This window comes from Arthrobacter saudimassiliensis (assembly GCF_059090665.1).
The window spans coordinates 460,891-477,429 of sequence record NZ_JBNHFX010000003.1; the positions used below are offsets into that span (position 1 = coordinate 460,891).

Below are 16,539 nucleotides of genomic sequence, written 5' to 3' on the forward strand. Positions count from 1 at the left end.
CCATGAGCATTGCCGCAGAAAACACCGCCGTGACCGACGAGGACCTGGCCGCCGGACGCCGTGCCTATGAACTGGACCGCCGGCACGTCTTCCACTCCTGGTCCGCGCAGAAGCAGATCACCCCGATGGCCGTCACGAAGGCCGAGGGCGCCTATGTCTGGGACGGTGAGGGCCGGAAGCTGCTGGACTTCTCCTCGCAGCTGGTCAACACCAACATCGGCCACCAGCACCCCAGGGTGGTGGCCGCCATCCAGGCGCAGGCCGCCAAGCTGTGCACCGTCGCCCCGCAGTACGTCAACGAGGCCCGCTCCGAAGCCGCCCGCCTGGTCGCCGAGCTGACCCCGGGCAGCCTGGACACGGTGTTCTTCACCAACGGCGGCGCCGACGCCGTCGAACACGCCATCCGGATGGCCCGCCTGCACACCGGCCGCTACAAGGTGCTCTCCGCCTACCGGTCCTACCACGGCGGCACCGCCCTGGCGGTGAACGTCACCGGGGATCCGCGCCGCATCCCGAACGACTACGGCACAGCCGGGACAGTGCACTTCCACGCCCCGTTCCTGTACCGCAGCCAGTTTCATGCCACCACGCAGGAGGAGGAGTGCCGGCGGGCGCTGGAGCACCTGGAGCAGCTGATCCTGCTCGAAGGGCCGGGGGCCTTCGCCGCGCTTATCCTTGAGTCCATTCCCGGCACCGCCGGGATCATGGTGCCCCCGCCCGGCTACCTCGCCGGTGTCCGGGAGCTGACCCGCCGCTACGGCATCGTCTTCATCGCCGACGAGGTGATGGCCGGCTTCGGCCGCTCCGGCAAGTGGTTCGCCGTCGAGCATGCCGGGGACGTGGAGCCGGACCTGCTGACCTTCGCCAAGGGCGTCAACTCCGGCTACGTTCCCCTCGGCGGCGTCGCGATCTCCGACGAGATCGCCGCGACCTTCGCCGATGTTCCCTATCCGGGCGGCCTGACCTACTCCGGCCACCCGCTGGCCTGCGCCGCAGCGGTGGCCACCATCGGCGCCATGCGGGAGGAGGGCATGGTCGAGAACGCGGCACGGCTCGGCACCGAGGTGTTCGGGCCCGGCCTGGCCGCGCTGGCGGAAAAGCACCCGAGCGTGGGCGAGGTCCGCGGCACCGGCGCGTTCTGGGCCATCGAGTTCGTCACCGACCGCGCCACCCGGGAACCGATGGCCCCGTACGGCGGGTCCAGCCCGGCAATGAACACCCTGATCAAGGCGTGCAGGGAGCGCGGCCTGCTGCCGTTCGCCAACTTCAACCGCATCCATGTGGCCCCGCCGCTGAACCTCACCGATGACCAGGCCCGCACCGGGCTGGGCATCCTCGACGAGGTGATGGCCATCGCCGACACCTACACCACGGGCGGATAGGCCATGCTCACCGCCTACGACCTCGCCGAACGCGGCCTGTCCCCGCAGCACGCCGCCCGGTCCCTCGCCGGAGCCTCCACCGAGCCGTACTGGCTGGACGACCCCGACCGGCCGGACCCGCTGCCCGCCCTCGCCGGCGACGCCGCGGCGGACCTCGCCGTCGTCGGAGGCGGCTACGCCGGGCTGTGGACCGCGCTGATGGCCAAGGAACGGGCCCCCGGCCGGAGGGTGATCCTGCTGGAGGGCCGGCGCGTGGCCTGGGCTGCCTCCGGGCGCAACGGCGGGTTCTGCGAGGCGTCGCTGACCCACGGCGACGCCAACGGGCTGAAGCACCTGCCCGGCGAAGCCGACCTCCTGAACCGGATGGGCCTGGAAAACCTGGACGAAATCGCCAAGACGGTGGCCCGCTACGGCATCGACTGCGGCTTCGAGCGGACCGGCACCCTCTCCGTGGCCACCGAACCGCACCAGGTGCAGTGGCTGCAGGAGGAGGCCCGCTCGGCCGCCGGCGACCCCGACGTCGTGTTTTTGGACCGGGACGCGGTGCGCAGGGAAGTCGACTCCCCGCTCTACCTGGCCGGGCTGTGGGACCGCAGGCACGCGGCCCTGCTGAACCCCGCCCGGCTGGCCTGGGGGCTGCAGCGCGCCTGCCTGGCCGCCGGCGTCGAGATCCATGAGCACACCCCGGTGCGCGGCCTCGAGGAGGACGGGGACCGGGTGCGCCTGGCCGTCGACGGCGGCACCGTCACCGCCGCGCGGGTGGCACTGGCCACCAATGCCTTCCCCTCGCTGCTGAAGCGGACCCGGCTGTACACCGTTCCGGTCTACGACTACGCGCTGATGACCGAACCGCTCAGCGACGCCCAGCTGGCCGGCCTTGGCTGGCGCCACCGCCAGGGCATCAGCGACCTCAACAACCGGTTCCACTACTACCGGCCCACCACCGACCGGGAGGGGCGCACCCGCATCCTGTTCGGCGGCTACGACGCGGTCTACCACTACGGCCGCTCGCTGAAGCCCGGGCACGACCAGCGGCAGGAAACCTTCGAACGCCTGTCCGCGCACTTCTCCGCCACCTTCCCCCAGCTCGGCGACGTGCGTTTCAGCCATGCCTGGGGCGGAGCCATCGACACCTGCAGCCGCTTCTTCTCCTTCTTCAGCACCGCCTGCGGCGGGAAGGTCGCCTATTCGGCCGGATACACCGGCCTGGGCGTGGGCGCCACCCGGTTCGGAGCCAACGTGATGCTGGACCTGCTCTCGGGAGAATCCACGGAGCGGACCCGGCTTGAGATGGTGCGCCGCAAGCCGATTCCCTTTCCGCCCGAACCGCTGGCTTGGGCCGGGGTCAAGCTCACCACCGCCGCCATGATCCGTGCCGACCGTCGGCAGGGCCGCCGCGGCCCCCTGCTGAAGGTGCTCGACGCCGTCGGCATGGGCTTCGATTCCTGACGGCGGCGGCGCTCCCGCGCCGTGCCGTCCGCCCCTGCTGTTGTCCGCCACTACCCCACGGAGCACCTCATGCACCAGTTCAGTGAAGGCCACCTGTTCATCGACGGCCGCTACCGGACCGGCCGCGGCGCCGAAGCGCAGCGCATCGATCCGGCGACCGGGCAGCCGGCCGAGACCCTGCGCCAGGCGGATGCCCGCGACGTCGACGAGGCGGTGGCCGCCGCCGCCCGGGCGTTCGGCGGCTGGTCCCGGCGCACCCCCGGCGAGCGCGCCGAGGCGCTGTACCGGCTGGCCGGCGAGCTGGAGGCCAGGGCCGCCCTGCTGGCCGGGGTGGAAACCGCCCAGACCGGCAAGTCCATCCGCATGTCCGCCGAATTCGACGTGCCCGGCACCGTGGACAACGCCGCGTTCTTCGCCGGCGCCGCCCGCCAGCTGCACGGCCTCGCGGCGGGCGAGTACGGGGCCGGCGGCACCTCGATGATCCGGCGCGAGGCGATCGGTGTCATCGGCTCGATCGCCCCCTGGAACTATCCGCTGCAGATGGCCGGCTGGAAGATCCTGCCCGCCGTCGCCGCCGGCAACACCATCGTGCTCAAGCCCAGCGAGCTGACGCCGGGCACGTCGCTGCTCTTCGCCGAGGCCGCGGCGGCCGCCGGAATTCCTGACGGCGTCATCAACATCGTCACCGGCACCGGACCCGAGGCCGGCGAGGCCCTGGTGACCCATCCGGACGTCGTGATGACCTCCTTCACCGGGTCCACCGCCGTCGGCCGCCGGGTCATGGCCCTGGCCGCACGCACCGCCAAGCGCGTCCATCTGGAGCTGGGCGGCAAGGCGCCGTTCCTGGTGTTCGACGACGCCGACGTCGAGGCCGCCGCGCACGGCGCGGTGGCCGGAGCCATCATCAACGGCGGGCAGGACTGCACCGCCGCGACCCGCGCCTACATCCAGGCACCGCTGTTCGACGAGTTCACCTCCCGGGTCGCGGAGCTGATGGACGCGGTGCGGGTGGGCGACCCCGCGGATCCCGACACCGACCTGGGCTCGCTGATCAGCCACGCGCACCGGGACAAGGTGGCCGGTTTCGTGGACCGGGCCCGGACGGCCGGCGCCAAGGTCCTGGCCGGCGGCGAAGCGCCCGGCGGCAGCCTGGCCGATGGGGCGTTCTACCGGCCCACCCTGGTCACGGGCCTGCCGCAGGACGCCGAGATCGTGCAGCAGGAAGTGTTCGGCCCGGTGCTCGCAGCCCTGCCGTTCGGCAGCGACGACGAGGGACTGGCCCTGGCCAATGACACGCCCTACGGGCTGGCGGCCTCCGCCTGGACCCGGACCCTGGACCGCTCGCTGCGGGCAGCGGCGGAGATCGAGGCCGGCTGCGTGTGGATCAACGACCACATTCCGATCGTGTCGGAGATGCCGCACGGCGGGTACAAGGCCTCCGGCTTCGGCAAGGACATGTCAACGTACTCCTTCGAGGAGTACACCAACGTCAAGCACGTGATGATGAGCCGGGACCCGGCCGTCCACAAGGACTGGCAGGACACGGTGTTCCGCCGCCGGTAGGCGTGCGGGCGCGGGCCTGCAGGCGGGCTGCCATAAGATAACGGAGGTCTTTTCGTCTTCCGGAATTGAAGTTCTGCCCATGCACTCCCCCGCTGCTGCCCCGTCCTCCTCCGCGCTGCGCCGCCTCGGCGTGCTGCTCGCGGTGCCGCTCCTGGCCCTGTCCGCCGCCGGCTGTGAGGCGGAGGCTCCGGCCACCGCCGCCGGCTCTCCGGCCTCCTCCGGCGCCGTCTCCGCCGCCCCGTCCGCGGAACCGCAGGCGGGCGCCGACGCCGGGTCATCGGCACCCCGGGCGGACGCCGGCGCCGGGCCCGCCGCAGTCGATGTGCTGGCCACCCTGCCGATCAAGGGCCGCGCGCCGAAGACCGGCTATGACCGGGAGCAGTTCGGGCAGGCCTGGGAGGACGTGGACCGCAACGGCTGCGACACCCGCAACGACATCCTCAGGGCCCAGCTCACCGACGTCGTCTTCGCCAACGCCGGCGGCTGCAAGGTCGCCTCCGGCACCCTGGCCGACCCCTATACCGGCGCGACAATCTCCTTCGTGCGCGGCCAGGACACCAGCACCGCCGTGCAGATCGACCATGTGGTGGCGCTCAGCGATGCGTGGCAGAAAGGCGCCCAGCAGCTCAGCGCCGAGCAGCGCCGCGCGCTGGCCAACGATCCGCTGAACCTGCTGGCCGTGGACGGGCCCACCAACGCGGCCAAGGGCGACGGCGATGCGGCCACCTGGCTTCCGCCCAACCGCGGGTACCGCTGCGCGTACGTCGCCCGGCAGGTGGCCGTGAAGGCCGAATACTCCCTCTGGGTGACCCAGGCCGAGCACGACGCCATGGCCGGCATCCTGGCCGGCTGTCCGGGCCAGGCCGTGCCCGCCGGCGGGGCCGCAGCCGGCACCGGCGCCGAGGACAACGCGTCCGGAGCCCCGGCGCAGGAGGCCGTGGCGCCCGCGCCCGCCGTCGGGCCCGGCACCGAAACGTATTACCCGAACTGCGCTGCCGTCCGCGCCGCCGGAGCGGCGCCGATCCGGCACGGAGACCCCGGCTACCGGGCCGGCCTGGACGGCGACGGAGACGGAACGGGCTGCGAATAGCAAATTAGCCGTGCCGTTGCGGCCTTGGCATACTGGTGGGCGTTTGTGGCCTGCGCCACCGCGGCAGGCCGCGGGCGGAGGCCGCTGGAACCGATACCTACGTGATACGCGACCAACCGGAACGGCTACATGACTGACGAAACGTACAAGCTGATTGCCCTGACCCTCTACCTCGCCGCAATGCTCGGCATCGGCTGGTGGGCCTACCGGCGGACCTCAAACCTGGATGACTACATGCTCGCCGGACGCGGGCTGAAGCCCGGAGTCGCCGCCCTCAGCGCCGGGGCCTCGGACATGTCCGGGTGGCTGCTCATGGGCCTGCCCGGGGCGATCTACCTGTCCGGGCTCACCGAGGCCTGGATCGCCGTCGGCCTCACCGTCGGCGCGTGGCTGAACTGGAAGTTCGTGGCGCCGCGGCTGCGCACGTACACGCTCGTGGCCAACAACTCGATCACCGTGCCGTCCTTCTTCGAGAACCGGCTGCAGGACCGCACCCGGCTGCTGCGCGTGGTCTCCGGGGTGATCATCCTGGTCTTCTTCACCTTCTACGTCTCCTCCGGCATGGTCGCCGGCGGCGTGTTCTTCGAGTCCTCCTTCGGCTCCAGCTACACCACCGGGATGCTCATCGTCGGCGGCGTAACCATTGCCTACACCCTGTTCGGCGGGTTCCTGGGCGCCAGCTACACCGACGTCGTGCAGGGCCTGATGATGCTGCTGGCGCTGATCGCCGTGCCCGTGACGGGCCTGTTCCTGGTCGGCGGCCCGTCCGGGATGACCGAATCGCTGCGGGAGATCGACCCGGCCATGCTGAACCCGGTCACCGGTACCACCGCGCTGGCGGTGATCTCCGCGCTGGCCTGGGGGCTGGGCTACTTCGGCCAGCCGCACATCATTGTCCGGTTCATGGCCCTGCGCTCCCCCGACGACGCCGTCGCCGGCCGCCGCATCGGCGTCGGCTGGATGCTGCTCAGCGTCGTCGGCGCCGTGCTCACCGCGCTGGTCGGCGCCGCGTACTTCCAGCAGAACAACCTCACCCTCGACGATCCCGAAGCCGTGTTCCTGACCATGGCGCAGGTGCTGTTCCACCCGCTGGCCGCCGGGTTCGTGCTGGCGGCCGTGCTCGCGGCGATCATGAGCACGATCTCCTCGCAGCTGATCGTGACCTCCTCGGCCCTGTTGGAGGACCTGTACAAGATCGTGGTGAAGCGCGAGGCCTCGCAGCGCGCGATGGTGATGCTTGGGCGCGGCGCCGTGCTGGTGGTCGCGGTGGTGTCGGTGCTGCTGGCCCTGGACCGCAGCAATTCGATCCTGGACCTGGTCGGCTTCGCCTGGGCCGGCTTCGGCGCCGCCTTCGGCCCGACCATCCTGCTCTGCCTGTTCTGGCGGCGGCTGACCGTCGCGGGGGCCCTGACCGGTATGGCCGCCGGGGCGGTCACCGCGTTCGCGTGGGGCAGCTCCGAGCTCTCCGCCACCCTGTACGAGATCATCCCCGGCTTCGCCGTGAACCTGCTGCTCGCCGTCGTCGTCTCCCTGCTGACCAAGGCCCCTGCCGGCCTCGACGCGGACTTCGACGAGGCGGGCCGCCTGGCGCGCCGCGAAGGCACCGCCCCGGAGCAGGCTCCGGCACGCTGACGCCGCCCGCGGCTGCGTTCCGGCAGGGGTGCCTTCCGCCGGTGCGACGGCGGTGCCTACCCTGAAATGAAGCCGCCCGGCGTCCCGCCGTGCGGCCCTGACCGGGAGGCCGTCGTGGAAAACATGTACACCGTCGCCATGCGCATGCCGTTCAACGAAGCCGTGCGGCTGACCAAGGAGTCCCTCGCCGCGCACGGTTTCGGGATCCTCAGCGACTCCGACCTGGCTGCCCAGCTCGGGGCGGACGCTCCGGCGGAGCTGGGTGACTACCGCATCCTGGGGGCCTGCGACACGTCGTTGATGGGCGAGGCGCTGGCCCTGGACCCGGCCGCCGGCACCATCCTGCCGTGCAACGTGGTGGTCCGGCAGGAACGCAACGATCCCGTCACCGTCGTGGAGGCGATGTCGCCGCAGACCCTGTTCGGGCGGGCGGCCGAGCAGCAGCTCCAGGACGTGGCCGCGCAGACCTCCCGTGGTCTCGAAGCGGCCATGTCCACGTTGCGCGCATCCGCCGGGCCGGCCTGATCCCGGCCCGGCGGAGCCCCGGCGCCCGGGCCAGCCCCGGGCGGTGCGGCGCCGCCGCGGCCGCCCCGGCTGAGCGGGCCGTCCTGCTCAGCTGCTGATGCCCAGTTTGGCCAGTTCGCCCTGCAGCTGCTCCGCCGAGGCCATCAGCTGTCCGTGTTCCTTTTCGCTCATGGGCATCTCGAGCATCGTGTACACCCCGCCGGAGCCGACGACGGTCGGCAGGGACAGCGCGACGCCGCTGATCCCGTAGGTTCCGGACAGGTCCGCGGAGACCGGGAGCACGGCGTTCTCCGCCTGCAGCACCGCCTCCACGATCCGCACGGCGGCCAGGCCGATCGCGTAGTTGGTGGCACCCTTCCCTTCGATGACCCGGTAGGCGGCGTTGACGACGTCGTCAGTGGCGGCGGCGAGGAATTCGTCGGTAAAGACCTGCCGGCCGCTGACCCGCCAGTCCTGCAGCGGAACCGGGCCGATCGTGGCGTTGGACCAGACCGGGAACTCCGTGTCTCCGTGCTCGCCGATGATGGTGGCATGCACGCTGGTCATCAGCACGTGGGCTTCCTTGGACAGCAGCCAGCGCAGGCGCGAGGTGTCCAGGACCGTGCCGGAGCAGAAGATCCGGTTCCGCGGAAGGCCGCTGATCTTCTGCGCGGCGATGGTCAGCACATCGCACGGGTTGGTGACCAGGACGTAGACGGCGTCGGGCGCCTGTTCCATCAGCTGCGGCATCAGCTTTTCGAGGATGCGTATGTTGGCCCCGGCCAGGTCCAGCCGGCTCTGGCCCGGCTGCTGCCGCGCACCGGCCGTGATGACGATGATGTCCGCTCCGGCGAGGGCCTCGATGTCCCCGCCGCCGGTGACCGTGCTGGCCCCGGTGAACTGCGTCCCGTGCGCCAGGTCCAGGCCCTCGGCCTCCGCCCGGGTGGCATCAATGTCGTACAGCGCGATCTCACGGGCGGCTTCCCTGATGATCGCCGCGTAGGCCAGGGAAGTCCCCACGCTGCCGGCACCGACAATGCCTAGCTTGGTGACGGGAACGGTGGTGATGTTGGCCATGACAAGCCTCGCTCACGGTAGGAAGGTTCCCCCCTTCCCTGGAACTATAGGCGGCACCTCTGTGAATGGGAACGGCCGCCGGCGGCTCCGGCCCGCCGCCTGCCGCCCCGCCCGGGCCCCGCGCCGGATCGGCGCTCAGTCCGCGAATCGGCTCAGGTACCCGGTGCCGGACCGGTGGACGTGCCCCTGCATCAGCTCCCCGGCCCGCTTCCCGTCGCCGGCGTCCACCGCCGCCATGATCAGGCGGTGTTCGGCCCAGGAGTCCTTGCCGCGGTTGTCGACGTCGGCCGCGTACAGCCATTCGATCTTGCCGGCGAGCTGGCGCAGCAGCGCGGTCAGGGACCGGCTGCCGGCCAGCGCGGCGACGCCCAGGTGGAAGCGCACGTTCAGTTCCGGCAGCAGCTCCAGCTGCCCGCCGGCGACGGCGGCGTCCCCGGCGTCCAGGATGGAGGCCACCTCCCGGCGTGCCTGCCACCAGGCCTGGTCGGGGGTCCCGGCGGCCAGCTGCGCGGCTGCGGCGAGGGCGGCCCGCCGCGCCGTCGCGGCTTCCACCACCTCCCGGACCGCGAAGAGGTCTTCGGCTTCGTCAGTGGGGATCCGGGCCACGGTGGAGCCGGCGTACTTTCGTGACTCGACGAAGCCTTCCGCCTCCAGGGCGCGCAGGGCTTCACGCACCGGGATCCGCGACCGCCCGTATCGCCGCGCCAGCGACGCCTCGGTGATCCTGGTGCCGGCGGGCAGGGCACCGAAGATGATGTCCCGCCGGATCTCGTCCTCCACCGGCGGCCGGCTCCCGGCGGCGCCGGGAGCGGGGTCAGCGGCCGGCGGCATAGCCCTGGGCGCCCCGCGGGTTGGCCGCGGCGCGCAGCCGCCCGTCCACCGGATCCTTTTCCACCGTGGACAACCGGCCCAGGGCCCAGTCCCCGGCCCGCGTGATGCGGTGGCCGCGGGCTTCGAGCCCGGCAATCACGTCCTCGCCCAGCCGGTCCTCGACGACGGCGCCGCCGGGGGTCCAGGTGCGCGGCCAGAAGGAGCCGGGAATGGAGGTGGTGTGCAGCGCCGGAGCGTCGATCGCCTGCTGCGGCGTGTAGGCGCCGACGATCCTTCGCAGCAGGTAGAGCAGCTGCCACTGGTCCTGCTGGTCGCCGCCGGGCGAGCCGAGCGCGGCCACGGCCCGGCCGTCCTTCAGCACCAGCGTGGGGGTGAGCGTGGTGCGCGGCCGCAGGCCCGGGGTCAGGGTGGACGGGCCGCCCTCCTCCAGCCAGGTCATCTGCAGCCGCGAGCCCAGGCAGAAGCCCAGCCCGGGGATCGTCGGGGAGGACTGCAGCCAGCCGCCGGAGGGGGTGGCCGAGACCATGTTGCCCCAGCGGTCCACGACGTCGATGTGGCAGGTGTCCCCGCGGGTCTCGCCGGTGGGCGAGACGGTGGGTTCACCGACGCCGGCCGGTCCGGTGCCGCCGGCGGAGGCGACGGCGGGCGGCACGTATTCGGTCCGCAGCGGCGGCGTGAACGGGGTGCGCCCGGGCAGCTGCCCGGGCCGGAACCGATGCGAGGCCTCCTCCGTGATCAGCGCCCGGCGGGTGGCGGCGTACTCCTCGCTGAGCAGCACGTGCAGCGGCACGTCGGCGTCCCCGTACCAGGCCTCGCGGTCGGCGATGGCCAGTTTCTGCGCCTCGAGGATCAGGTGCGCGCCCTGAACGGTGGACGGATCGAGCAGCTCGTCGTCGTATCCGGCGAGGATGGCCAGGGTCTGCAGCAGCGCCGGCCCCTGGCCCCAGGCGCCGGTCTTGGCGATGGTGTGCCCGCGGAACTCATAGGTCACGGCCGGTTCGTAGCCGGCTTCGAAGCCGGCGAAGTCCTCGAGCGTCATCACCCCGGCGTGCAGCGTGCCGGAGGAGTGCATGTGCGGGTCCCGGATAAACTCGACGGCGGCGCGGGCCACGAAGCCCTCGCGCCATTCGGCCCGGGCGGCGTCGATCCGTTCCCCGCGGCCCGCCGCGCCGGCCCCGGCCGTGATGAGCCGCTCCAGCACGGAGGCGTAGGCGGGGTTGGTGGCCAGCTCACCGGGCAGCGGCACCCGGCCCTTCGGCATCCACTGGGCGGCGGAGGTGGGCCAGTGTTCGGTGAACAGGTCGGCAACCGCGGCGATGGTCCGGGCGGCCTGCGGCATCAGGGGATGCCCTGCGCGGGCGTAGTGGATGGCGAAGTCGAGCACGTCCGCCAGCTCCCAGGTGCCGTGGTCGCGCAGCAGCAGCAGCCAGGCGTCCACGGCCGCGGGCACCGCGGCGGCGAGCGCACCGGAGCCGGGCACCAGTTCCAGGCCCTCGGCGAGGTAGTGCTCCCGGGTGGCGGCGGCCGGTGCAGGGCCCTGGCCCATCAGCACCACCGGCCGGCCCGGGTCCTCGGCGGTGGCGAACAGGCCGGTCATGTCCCCGCCGGGTCCGTTCAGGTGCGGTTCGACGACGTGCAGCACGAACGCGCCGGCGACGGCGGCATCGAACGCGTTGCCGCCGCGTTCCAGCACGGCCTGGGCGGAGGCGGTGGCCAGCCAATGCGTGGAGGCGCTCATGCCGAACGAGCCTTCGAGGGTGGGCCGGGTGGTGAAGGGATCGGGTGCGGTGTAGGGCACGGCTTGTCCTTTTCGACGGCGGGAGCGGCGGGCGCGGCCGACGCGGAGCCGGGCCGGTTTTGCATACAACCTAAACGTTTCCTGTGATTTCGTATACATTCGGCGAAGGTTTTATGTCGTCCGTCCCGCCTGCCCTGCCCCCTGGAGGAGCTGCCGTGAAGCGCCTGGCCGCCGTGCCCACCGAACGAGTCCACCTGTGGCTCATGTTGGCCCTCACCTTTTCCACCGGCGTGGTCGACGCCGTCGGCTACCTCGGCCTGGACCGGGTCTTCACCGGCAACATGACCGGAAACGTGGTGCTGCTGGGCATGGGCCTGGCCGGGGCGGAGAACCTGCCGATCCTGCGCCCGGTGCTGGCGCTGGTCTTCTTCATGCTGGGCGCCGCGGCCGCCGGACGGATGCTCCGCCGCGGACCGGAGGGCTGGTCCTGGCGCACCTCCCTCGCACTGATGGTGGTCGCGGCGACCATTTCCGCGCTGGCCGTGTTCGTCGCCGTCGCGGATGTGCAGGGCGACGAGGTGCTCGGCAGCATCACGACGTCGGCCCTGGCCGCCGTCATGGGGGTGCAGGCGGCCACCGCGAAGCGGCTGAAGGTCGCCGAAATCACCACCGTGGTGGTCACCTCCACGATCACCGGACTCGCCTCGGACTCCCGGCTGGCGGGCGGCGACGGCAGGTACCGGGCGCGGCGGATCCTGGCGATCGCGCTCATCCTGCTCGGCGCACTGGCCGGCGCTGCGGCCCTGAACGTGGCGCTGTGGCTCGGGCTGGCGGTCTCGGCCGTCATCTCCATCGCGGTCGCGGTGATCGGCTACCTGCGCCACCGCCATGACCGCTCCCTGGCCCCCGCCGACGGCGCCAACACCACCTGAGCGCCCTGCCCCTCCGCCGCCCGGTGCCCTAGGGTGGGCCCATGCCGATGCAGGATGCCGCCCACTGGACGCCGGTCCGCACCGGCCGGCTGCTGCTGCGCCGCCCGGAGCCCGCCGATGAGTCGGCCGCCGTCCGGCTGCACCTCGACCCGCGGACCAATGTGCACGATCCCTCACCCGGCCCGGTGACCACCGCCCAGGCCGCCCGCACCTTCCACGTCATCAGCCAGCACTGGCACAGCTTCGGGTTCGGTGTCTGGGTGGCGGCCCTTCCCGCGGAGCCGGCCGGCCTGATCGGCTTTGCCGGCGTCTCGCACCGGGTGGTCCGGGGCCGGCCCGCACTGAACCTGTACTACCGCTTCCACCCGGACGTCCAGGGCCGCGGCCTCGCCACCGAGGCGGCATCGGCCGCCGTCCGGCTGGCCCGGGAGCACCTGCCCGGGCTGCCCGTGGTCGCCTACACCACGCCGGAGAACCAGGCCTCCCAGCGCACCGCGCTGGCCGCCGGCCTGGAGCGCCGCCCGGAGCTCGACGTCGAGCATCACGGACGCACCGACGTCTACCTGGCCGCCGACTGGTAGCCGGCGGCGCTGATCCGCCTGCCGGCCGGGGCAAAGCCGCACCGATGCGTGCCAGCGCCGGGAACCCGTTCTAGGCTGGATTCCACGCGCCTTCCCCGGTCCGGGGAGCGCGCATCCGCCGCCGGCACCGGCACGGTGTCCGCGGGCCCGCCGCCACGGCGGCCGGCACAGCCGGCCCGGAGGTCACGATGGAAACCTTCACGTCCACCACCAACCCGGTCCTCGGCAGCCTGGTGCTCTCCGCGCTGCTGGCCCTGGTGCCGCTGCTGGTGTTCTTCCTGCTGCTGGCCGTGGCCAGGACCAGGGCGTACGTCGCCGGCGGCTGGGCGCTGCTGGCCGCCCTGGTCATCGCCGTCGCCGGTTTCGGAATGCCGGTGGGCCTTGCCCTGCTCTCGGCCACCCAGGGCGCGGCCTTCGGCCTGTTCCCGGTGGTCTGGATCATCATCATGGCGGTCTGGCTGTACCAGGTCACCGTCCTCAGCGGCCGGTTCGAGGACCTGCGCCGGGTGTTCGACCGGATCGGCCGCGGAGACCTGCGGGTGCAGGGAATCCTGGTGGCGTTCTGCTTCGGCGGCCTGCTGGAGGCCCTGGCCGGCTTCGGCGCCCCGGTGGCGATCACCGTGACCATGCTGCTGGCCCTGGGCATCGCCCCGGTGCGGGCGGCCACCGCGGTGCTGATCGCCAACACCGCCCCGGTGGCCTTCGGCGCGCTGGCGATTCCGATCACCACCGCCGCCAACCTGACTAACTACACCGGGGACGAGATCGGCGCGGTGGTGGGCCGGCAGACGCCGCTCCTGGCGGTGTTCATTCCGCTGATCCTGCTGTTCGTCCTCGACGGGCGGCGGGGGCTGCGCCAGTGCTGGCCGGTGGCCGCGGTGACCGGCGTCGTGTTCGCCGTGATGCAGTTCCTGTGCTCGAACTACTTCTCCTACGAGCTGACCGACATCGTCGCCTCGCTGGTGGCCCTCGCGGCGGCGGTGGCGTTCCTGCGCTTCTGGCGGGCAGACGGCGCACCCGAAGCGGCCGAGCGGATGGGCGCCGAGCTGGCCCGGGCCCGGGCCGCCGGCTGGTCTCCCGCCGGCGAGGACCCCGGCCGTCCCGGGGTGCCCGGACACGCGGCCGATGCCTCCGCCGGCACCGAGGGCGAAGCGGCCGCCGGCCTGCCGCCGACCGCCGGCGGCGGCAAGGGCGCGACGGCGGCGGCCGGGGAGGGCGCGACGGCGGCCGGCGGCGGGGACCGGCTGACCCCGGCCCGGGCCTGGATGGCCCTGTTCCCCTACGTCCTGGTGATCGTCATCTTCGGCGTCGCGAACCTGTGGACCTGGGGCATCGATGTTCCGGAGCTGCTGGCCCGCAGCACCATCCGCATCCCGTGGCCCTGGCTGCATGACGCCCTGCTCGGGGCGGACGGGCAGCGGCAGTCCTCGACCATCTACAACTTCGAGTGGCTGGCCACCCCGGGCACGCTGCTGCTCATCACCGGCCTCATCACCGCCCTGGTGTACTCCCGGTTCACCGACCACGGCCGGTATCCGCTGCGGATGGGGAACGCCCTGGCCGAGATCGGCCGCACCGCCCGGCGCATGGTCTCCGCCGGGCTGACCATCCTGGCCGTGCTGGCCCTGGCGTACGTCATGAACTTCTCCGGACAGACCATCGCGATCGGCACCTGGCTGGCCGGCACCGGGGCCTTCTTCGCGTTCCTGTCCCCGGTGCTCGGCTGGATCGGCACCGCCGTCACCGGCTCGGACACGTCGGCGAACGCGCTGTTCGCCAAGCTCCAGCAGACGGCCGGCACTACCGCGGGCATCGATCCCACGCTGCTGGTGGCCGCCAATACCGGCGGCGGAGTGATGGGCAAGCTGATCAGCCCGCAGAACCTGGCCATCGCCGCGGCGGCCGTGAACATGAGCGGGCAGGAGAACGTGCTGTTCCGGCGGGTCCTGGGCTGGTCCGTTGTGCTGCTGCTGGCGCTGTGCGTGCTGGTCTACCTGCAGTCCACGCCGGTGCTGTCCTGGATGCTGCCCGGCTGATCCGGGCAGCATCCAGGTCCGCGGATCAGTAGCTCGCGGCCACCTGTCCCGTCCCCTCCTCCGGAAGGTACTTCGCCGCCAGCGCCTCGGAGCCACGCGCCAGCAGCGCGACGTCGGCCCCCACCAGGATGAAGTCCACGCCGGCCGCCAGGTACCGGCGGGCCGTGGCCTCGGCGAACGAGTTCACGCCCACCGGCACGCCCAGCTCGTTGGCCACGGCAATGCAGTGCTCGACGGCGGCCACCACCTCGGGGTGCTCCTGCTGGCCGAGGTGCCCCATGGAGGCGGCCAGGTCGGAGGGCCCGAGGAAGATGCCGTGCACTCCCTCGGTGCCGGCGATCTCGGCCACGTTCTCGACGGCGAGCGCCGTCTCGATCTGCACCAGCAGCGTGATGGTTTCGTCGGCGCGCTGCAGGTACTCGGGGATCCTGTTCCAGCGGGCGGCGCGGGCGAGGGCGCTGCCGACGCCGCGCACCCCGTGCGGCGGATAGCGGACGGCGGCGACGGCGGCGCGGGCCTGCTCGGCGGTGTCCACCATGGGCACCAGCAGGGTCTGCGCGCCCAGGTCCAGGAACTGCTTGATCAGCACGGTGTCATTGGCCGGCGGGCGGACCACCGGGGCGATCGGGTAACCGTGCACGGCCTGCAGCTGGGCGGTGAGCGATTCCAGGCCGTTGGGGCTGTGCTCGGCGTCGATCAGCAGCCAGTCCAGCCCGGAGCCGGCGCAGATCTCCGCGACGAGCGGGCTGCCGGAGCAGGCCCACATGCCCACCTGGGCGCGCTGCCCGGCACCCAGCCGTGCCTTGAACGGGGTGTCCAGGGGAGTTACACGAAGCGGCATGTCACCGACCCCAGCTGGCCGTAGTCGGCGTGCACGGTGTCGCCCTTGTGCACCCACATCGGACGGGTGAAGGACCCGGCGAGGATGATCTCCCCGGCGCCGAGCACGGCGCCGTGGGCGGACAGCTTGTTCGCCAGCCAGTAGACGCCGGCGCCGGGGTGGTTCAGGACGCCGGCGGCGACGCCGGTCTCCTCGATGGTCTGGTTCTTGTACAGCAGCGCCGAGATCCACCGCAGGTCGACGTCGGCGGGCTTCACCGGGGTGCCGCCGATCACCATGGCGCCCATGGCCGCGTTGTCGGAAATGGTGTCCACGATGGTCCGGCCCTCCATCTCGATCCGCGAGTCCAGGATCTCCAGCGCCGGCACCACGTACTCGGTGGCGTCCAGGACATCGAAGATGCTGCAGTCGGGTCCGCGCAGCTCCTTGCCGAGCACGAACGCCAGCTCCACCTCGATGCGCGGATGGGTGTACCGGTCCCACTCCACGGTGCAGCCGTTCTCCAGCACCATGTCGTCGAAGATCACCCCGTAGTCCGGTTCGGTGATCCCGGTGGCGGCCTGCATCGCCTTGGAGGTGAGGCCGATCTTGCGGCCCACCAGCTTCCGGCCGGATTCCTGCAGCCGCCTGCTCCACAGGCTCTGCACGGCGTAGGAATCCTCCACCGTCATCTCCGGCCAGCGGGCCGTCAGCCGCGGCACCGGGGTCCGTGTGCGGCCGGCCTCGACCAGCTCGTCGGCTATGGCTTCAATCGTTTCCTGGTTCAGCACGCGGCGTCTCTCCCCTTCGTTGCGGTGCACGGCCCATGACCCGGCCGCCCTGCTGATCGTATATGATCTTCGCCACATGCCGGGCAGTGTTGCGTCCCCCGCCCGTAATTTGC

14 protein-coding genes are annotated in these 16,539 nt (G+C 72.1%); 9 read left to right on the forward strand and 5 right to left on the reverse strand.

Annotated elements, in window-relative coordinates:
• Nucleotides 1–2 precede the first annotated feature (2 nt).
• From AC5RV6_RS13370 to AC5RV6_RS13395, 6 genes are all read left to right on the forward strand, one after another.
• Complete coding sequence (locus AC5RV6_RS13370) at nt 3–1,382, forward strand: aspartate aminotransferase family protein (protein ID WP_494007811.1); 1,380 nt, start codon at nt 3–5, stop codon at nt 1,380–1,382.
• Nucleotides 1,383–1,385: 3 nt separating this feature from the next.
• Nucleotides 1,386–2,831 carry an NAD(P)/FAD-dependent oxidoreductase gene (locus AC5RV6_RS13375; RefSeq protein ID WP_494007812.1) on the forward strand — a complete coding sequence of 482 codons (1,446 nt, stop codon included), beginning with the start codon at nt 1,386–1,388 and terminating at the stop codon, nt 2,829–2,831.
• A 69-nt stretch (nt 2,832–2,900) separates the two neighbouring features.
• Entirely contained in the window at nt 2,901–4,394 is a 1,494-nt protein-coding gene (locus AC5RV6_RS13380; protein ID WP_494007813.1) for a gamma-aminobutyraldehyde dehydrogenase, read from the forward strand.
• Nucleotides 4,395–4,473: 79 nt separating this feature from the next.
• The gene (locus AC5RV6_RS13385; RefSeq protein WP_494007814.1) at nt 4,474–5,484 is read left to right on the forward strand and encodes an HNH endonuclease family protein; all 1,011 of its coding nucleotides are present in this window, start codon (nt 4,474–4,476) and stop codon (nt 5,482–5,484) included.
• A gap of 129 nt (nt 5,485–5,613) precedes the next feature.
• Nucleotides 5,614–7,116, forward strand: coding sequence for a sodium/proline symporter PutP (gene putP, locus AC5RV6_RS13390; RefSeq protein ID WP_494007815.1), 1,503 nt, complete (start codon nt 5,614–5,616; stop codon nt 7,114–7,116).
• A gap of 123 nt (nt 7,117–7,239) precedes the next feature.
• Nucleotides 7,240–7,641 carry a DUF302 domain-containing protein gene (locus AC5RV6_RS13395; RefSeq protein WP_494008095.1) on the forward strand — a complete coding sequence of 134 codons (402 nt, stop codon included), beginning with the start codon at nt 7,240–7,242 and terminating at the stop codon, nt 7,639–7,641.
• A gap of 87 nt (nt 7,642–7,728) precedes the next feature.
• Here the strand turns inward: AC5RV6_RS13395 and AC5RV6_RS13400 are convergent, their stop codons facing one another.
• The 3 genes from AC5RV6_RS13400 to AC5RV6_RS13410 all read right to left on the reverse strand — a co-directional run bounded on the left by AC5RV6_RS13400 (nt 7,729) and on the right by AC5RV6_RS13410 (nt 11,266).
• On the reverse strand, nt 7,729–8,697 hold the full coding sequence (locus AC5RV6_RS13400; RefSeq protein WP_494007816.1) for an L-lactate dehydrogenase: 969 nt from the start codon (nt 8,695–8,697) through the stop codon (nt 7,729–7,731).
• Between the two features lie 135 nt (nt 8,698–8,832).
• Nucleotides 8,833–9,477: a GntR family transcriptional regulator gene (locus AC5RV6_RS13405; RefSeq protein WP_494007817.1), complete on the reverse strand. Its 645-nt coding sequence runs from the start codon at nt 9,475–9,477 to the stop codon at nt 8,833–8,835.
• A gap of 34 nt (nt 9,478–9,511) precedes the next feature.
• Nucleotides 9,512–11,266 carry a gamma-glutamyltransferase family protein gene (locus AC5RV6_RS13410; RefSeq protein ID WP_494008096.1) on the reverse strand — a complete coding sequence of 585 codons (1,755 nt, stop codon included), beginning with the start codon at nt 11,264–11,266 and terminating at the stop codon, nt 9,512–9,514.
• A gap of 215 nt (nt 11,267–11,481) precedes the next feature.
• Here AC5RV6_RS13410 and AC5RV6_RS13415 point away from each other — a divergent pair, with 215 nt between their 5' ends.
• The 3 genes from AC5RV6_RS13415 to AC5RV6_RS13425 all read left to right on the forward strand — a co-directional run bounded on the left by AC5RV6_RS13415 (nt 11,482) and on the right by AC5RV6_RS13425 (nt 14,815).
• The gene (locus AC5RV6_RS13415; protein WP_494007818.1) at nt 11,482–12,198 is read left to right on the forward strand and encodes a YoaK family protein; all 717 of its coding nucleotides are present in this window, start codon (nt 11,482–11,484) and stop codon (nt 12,196–12,198) included.
• Nucleotides 12,199–12,239: 41 nt separating this feature from the next.
• A complete protein-coding gene (locus AC5RV6_RS13420) occupies nt 12,240–12,779 on the forward strand; it encodes a GNAT family N-acetyltransferase (RefSeq protein ID WP_494007819.1) in 540 nt (179 codons plus the stop codon).
• A gap of 188 nt (nt 12,780–12,967) precedes the next feature.
• On the forward strand, nt 12,968–14,815 hold the full coding sequence (locus AC5RV6_RS13425; protein WP_494007820.1) for an L-lactate permease: 1,848 nt from the start codon (nt 12,968–12,970) through the stop codon (nt 14,813–14,815).
• Nucleotides 14,816–14,840: 25 nt separating this feature from the next.
• Here the strand turns inward: AC5RV6_RS13425 and AC5RV6_RS13430 are convergent, their stop codons facing one another.
• The gene (locus AC5RV6_RS13430) at nt 14,841–15,656 is read right to left on the reverse strand and encodes an HpcH/HpaI aldolase family protein (protein WP_494007821.1); all 816 of its coding nucleotides are present in this window, start codon (nt 15,654–15,656) and stop codon (nt 14,841–14,843) included.
• Nucleotides 15,641–16,426 carry a 2-oxo-hept-4-ene-1,7-dioate hydratase gene (gene hpaH, locus AC5RV6_RS13435; protein WP_494007822.1) on the reverse strand — a complete coding sequence of 262 codons (786 nt, stop codon included), beginning with the start codon at nt 16,424–16,426 and terminating at the stop codon, nt 15,641–15,643. Before hpaH ends, AC5RV6_RS13430 begins: the two co-directional genes overlap by 16 nt.
• Between the last annotated feature and the right edge of the window lie 113 nt (nt 16,427–16,539).

Coding starts and splice junctions, on each gene's coding strand:
- AC5RV6_RS13410 (WP_494008096.1), bottom strand. CDS start 11,266: ATGAGCGCCTCCACGCATTGGCTGGCCACCGCCTCCGCCCAGGCCGTG.
- AC5RV6_RS13425 (WP_494007820.1), top strand. CDS start 12,968: ATGGAAACCTTCACGTCCACCACCAACCCGGTCCTCGGCAGCCTGGTG.
- AC5RV6_RS13385 (WP_494007814.1), top strand. CDS start 4,474: ATGCACTCCCCCGCTGCTGCCCCGTCCTCCTCCGCGCTGCGCCGCCTC.
- AC5RV6_RS13430 (WP_494007821.1), bottom strand. CDS start 15,656: ATGCCGCTTCGTGTAACTCCCCTGGACACCCCGTTCAAGGCACGGCTG.
- AC5RV6_RS13380 (WP_494007813.1), top strand. CDS start 2,901: ATGCACCAGTTCAGTGAAGGCCACCTGTTCATCGACGGCCGCTACCGG.
- AC5RV6_RS13370 (WP_494007811.1), top strand. CDS start 3: ATGAGCATTGCCGCAGAAAACACCGCCGTGACCGACGAGGACCTGGCC.
- AC5RV6_RS13395 (WP_494008095.1), top strand. CDS start 7,240: ATGTACACCGTCGCCATGCGCATGCCGTTCAACGAAGCCGTGCGGCTG.
- AC5RV6_RS13375 (WP_494007812.1), top strand. CDS start 1,386: ATGCTCACCGCCTACGACCTCGCCGAACGCGGCCTGTCCCCGCAGCAC.
- putP (WP_494007815.1), top strand. CDS start 5,614: ATGACTGACGAAACGTACAAGCTGATTGCCCTGACCCTCTACCTCGCC.
- AC5RV6_RS13420 (WP_494007819.1), top strand. CDS start 12,240: ATGCCGATGCAGGATGCCGCCCACTGGACGCCGGTCCGCACCGGCCGG.
- AC5RV6_RS13400 (WP_494007816.1), bottom strand. CDS start 8,697: ATGGCCAACATCACCACCGTTCCCGTCACCAAGCTAGGCATTGTCGGT.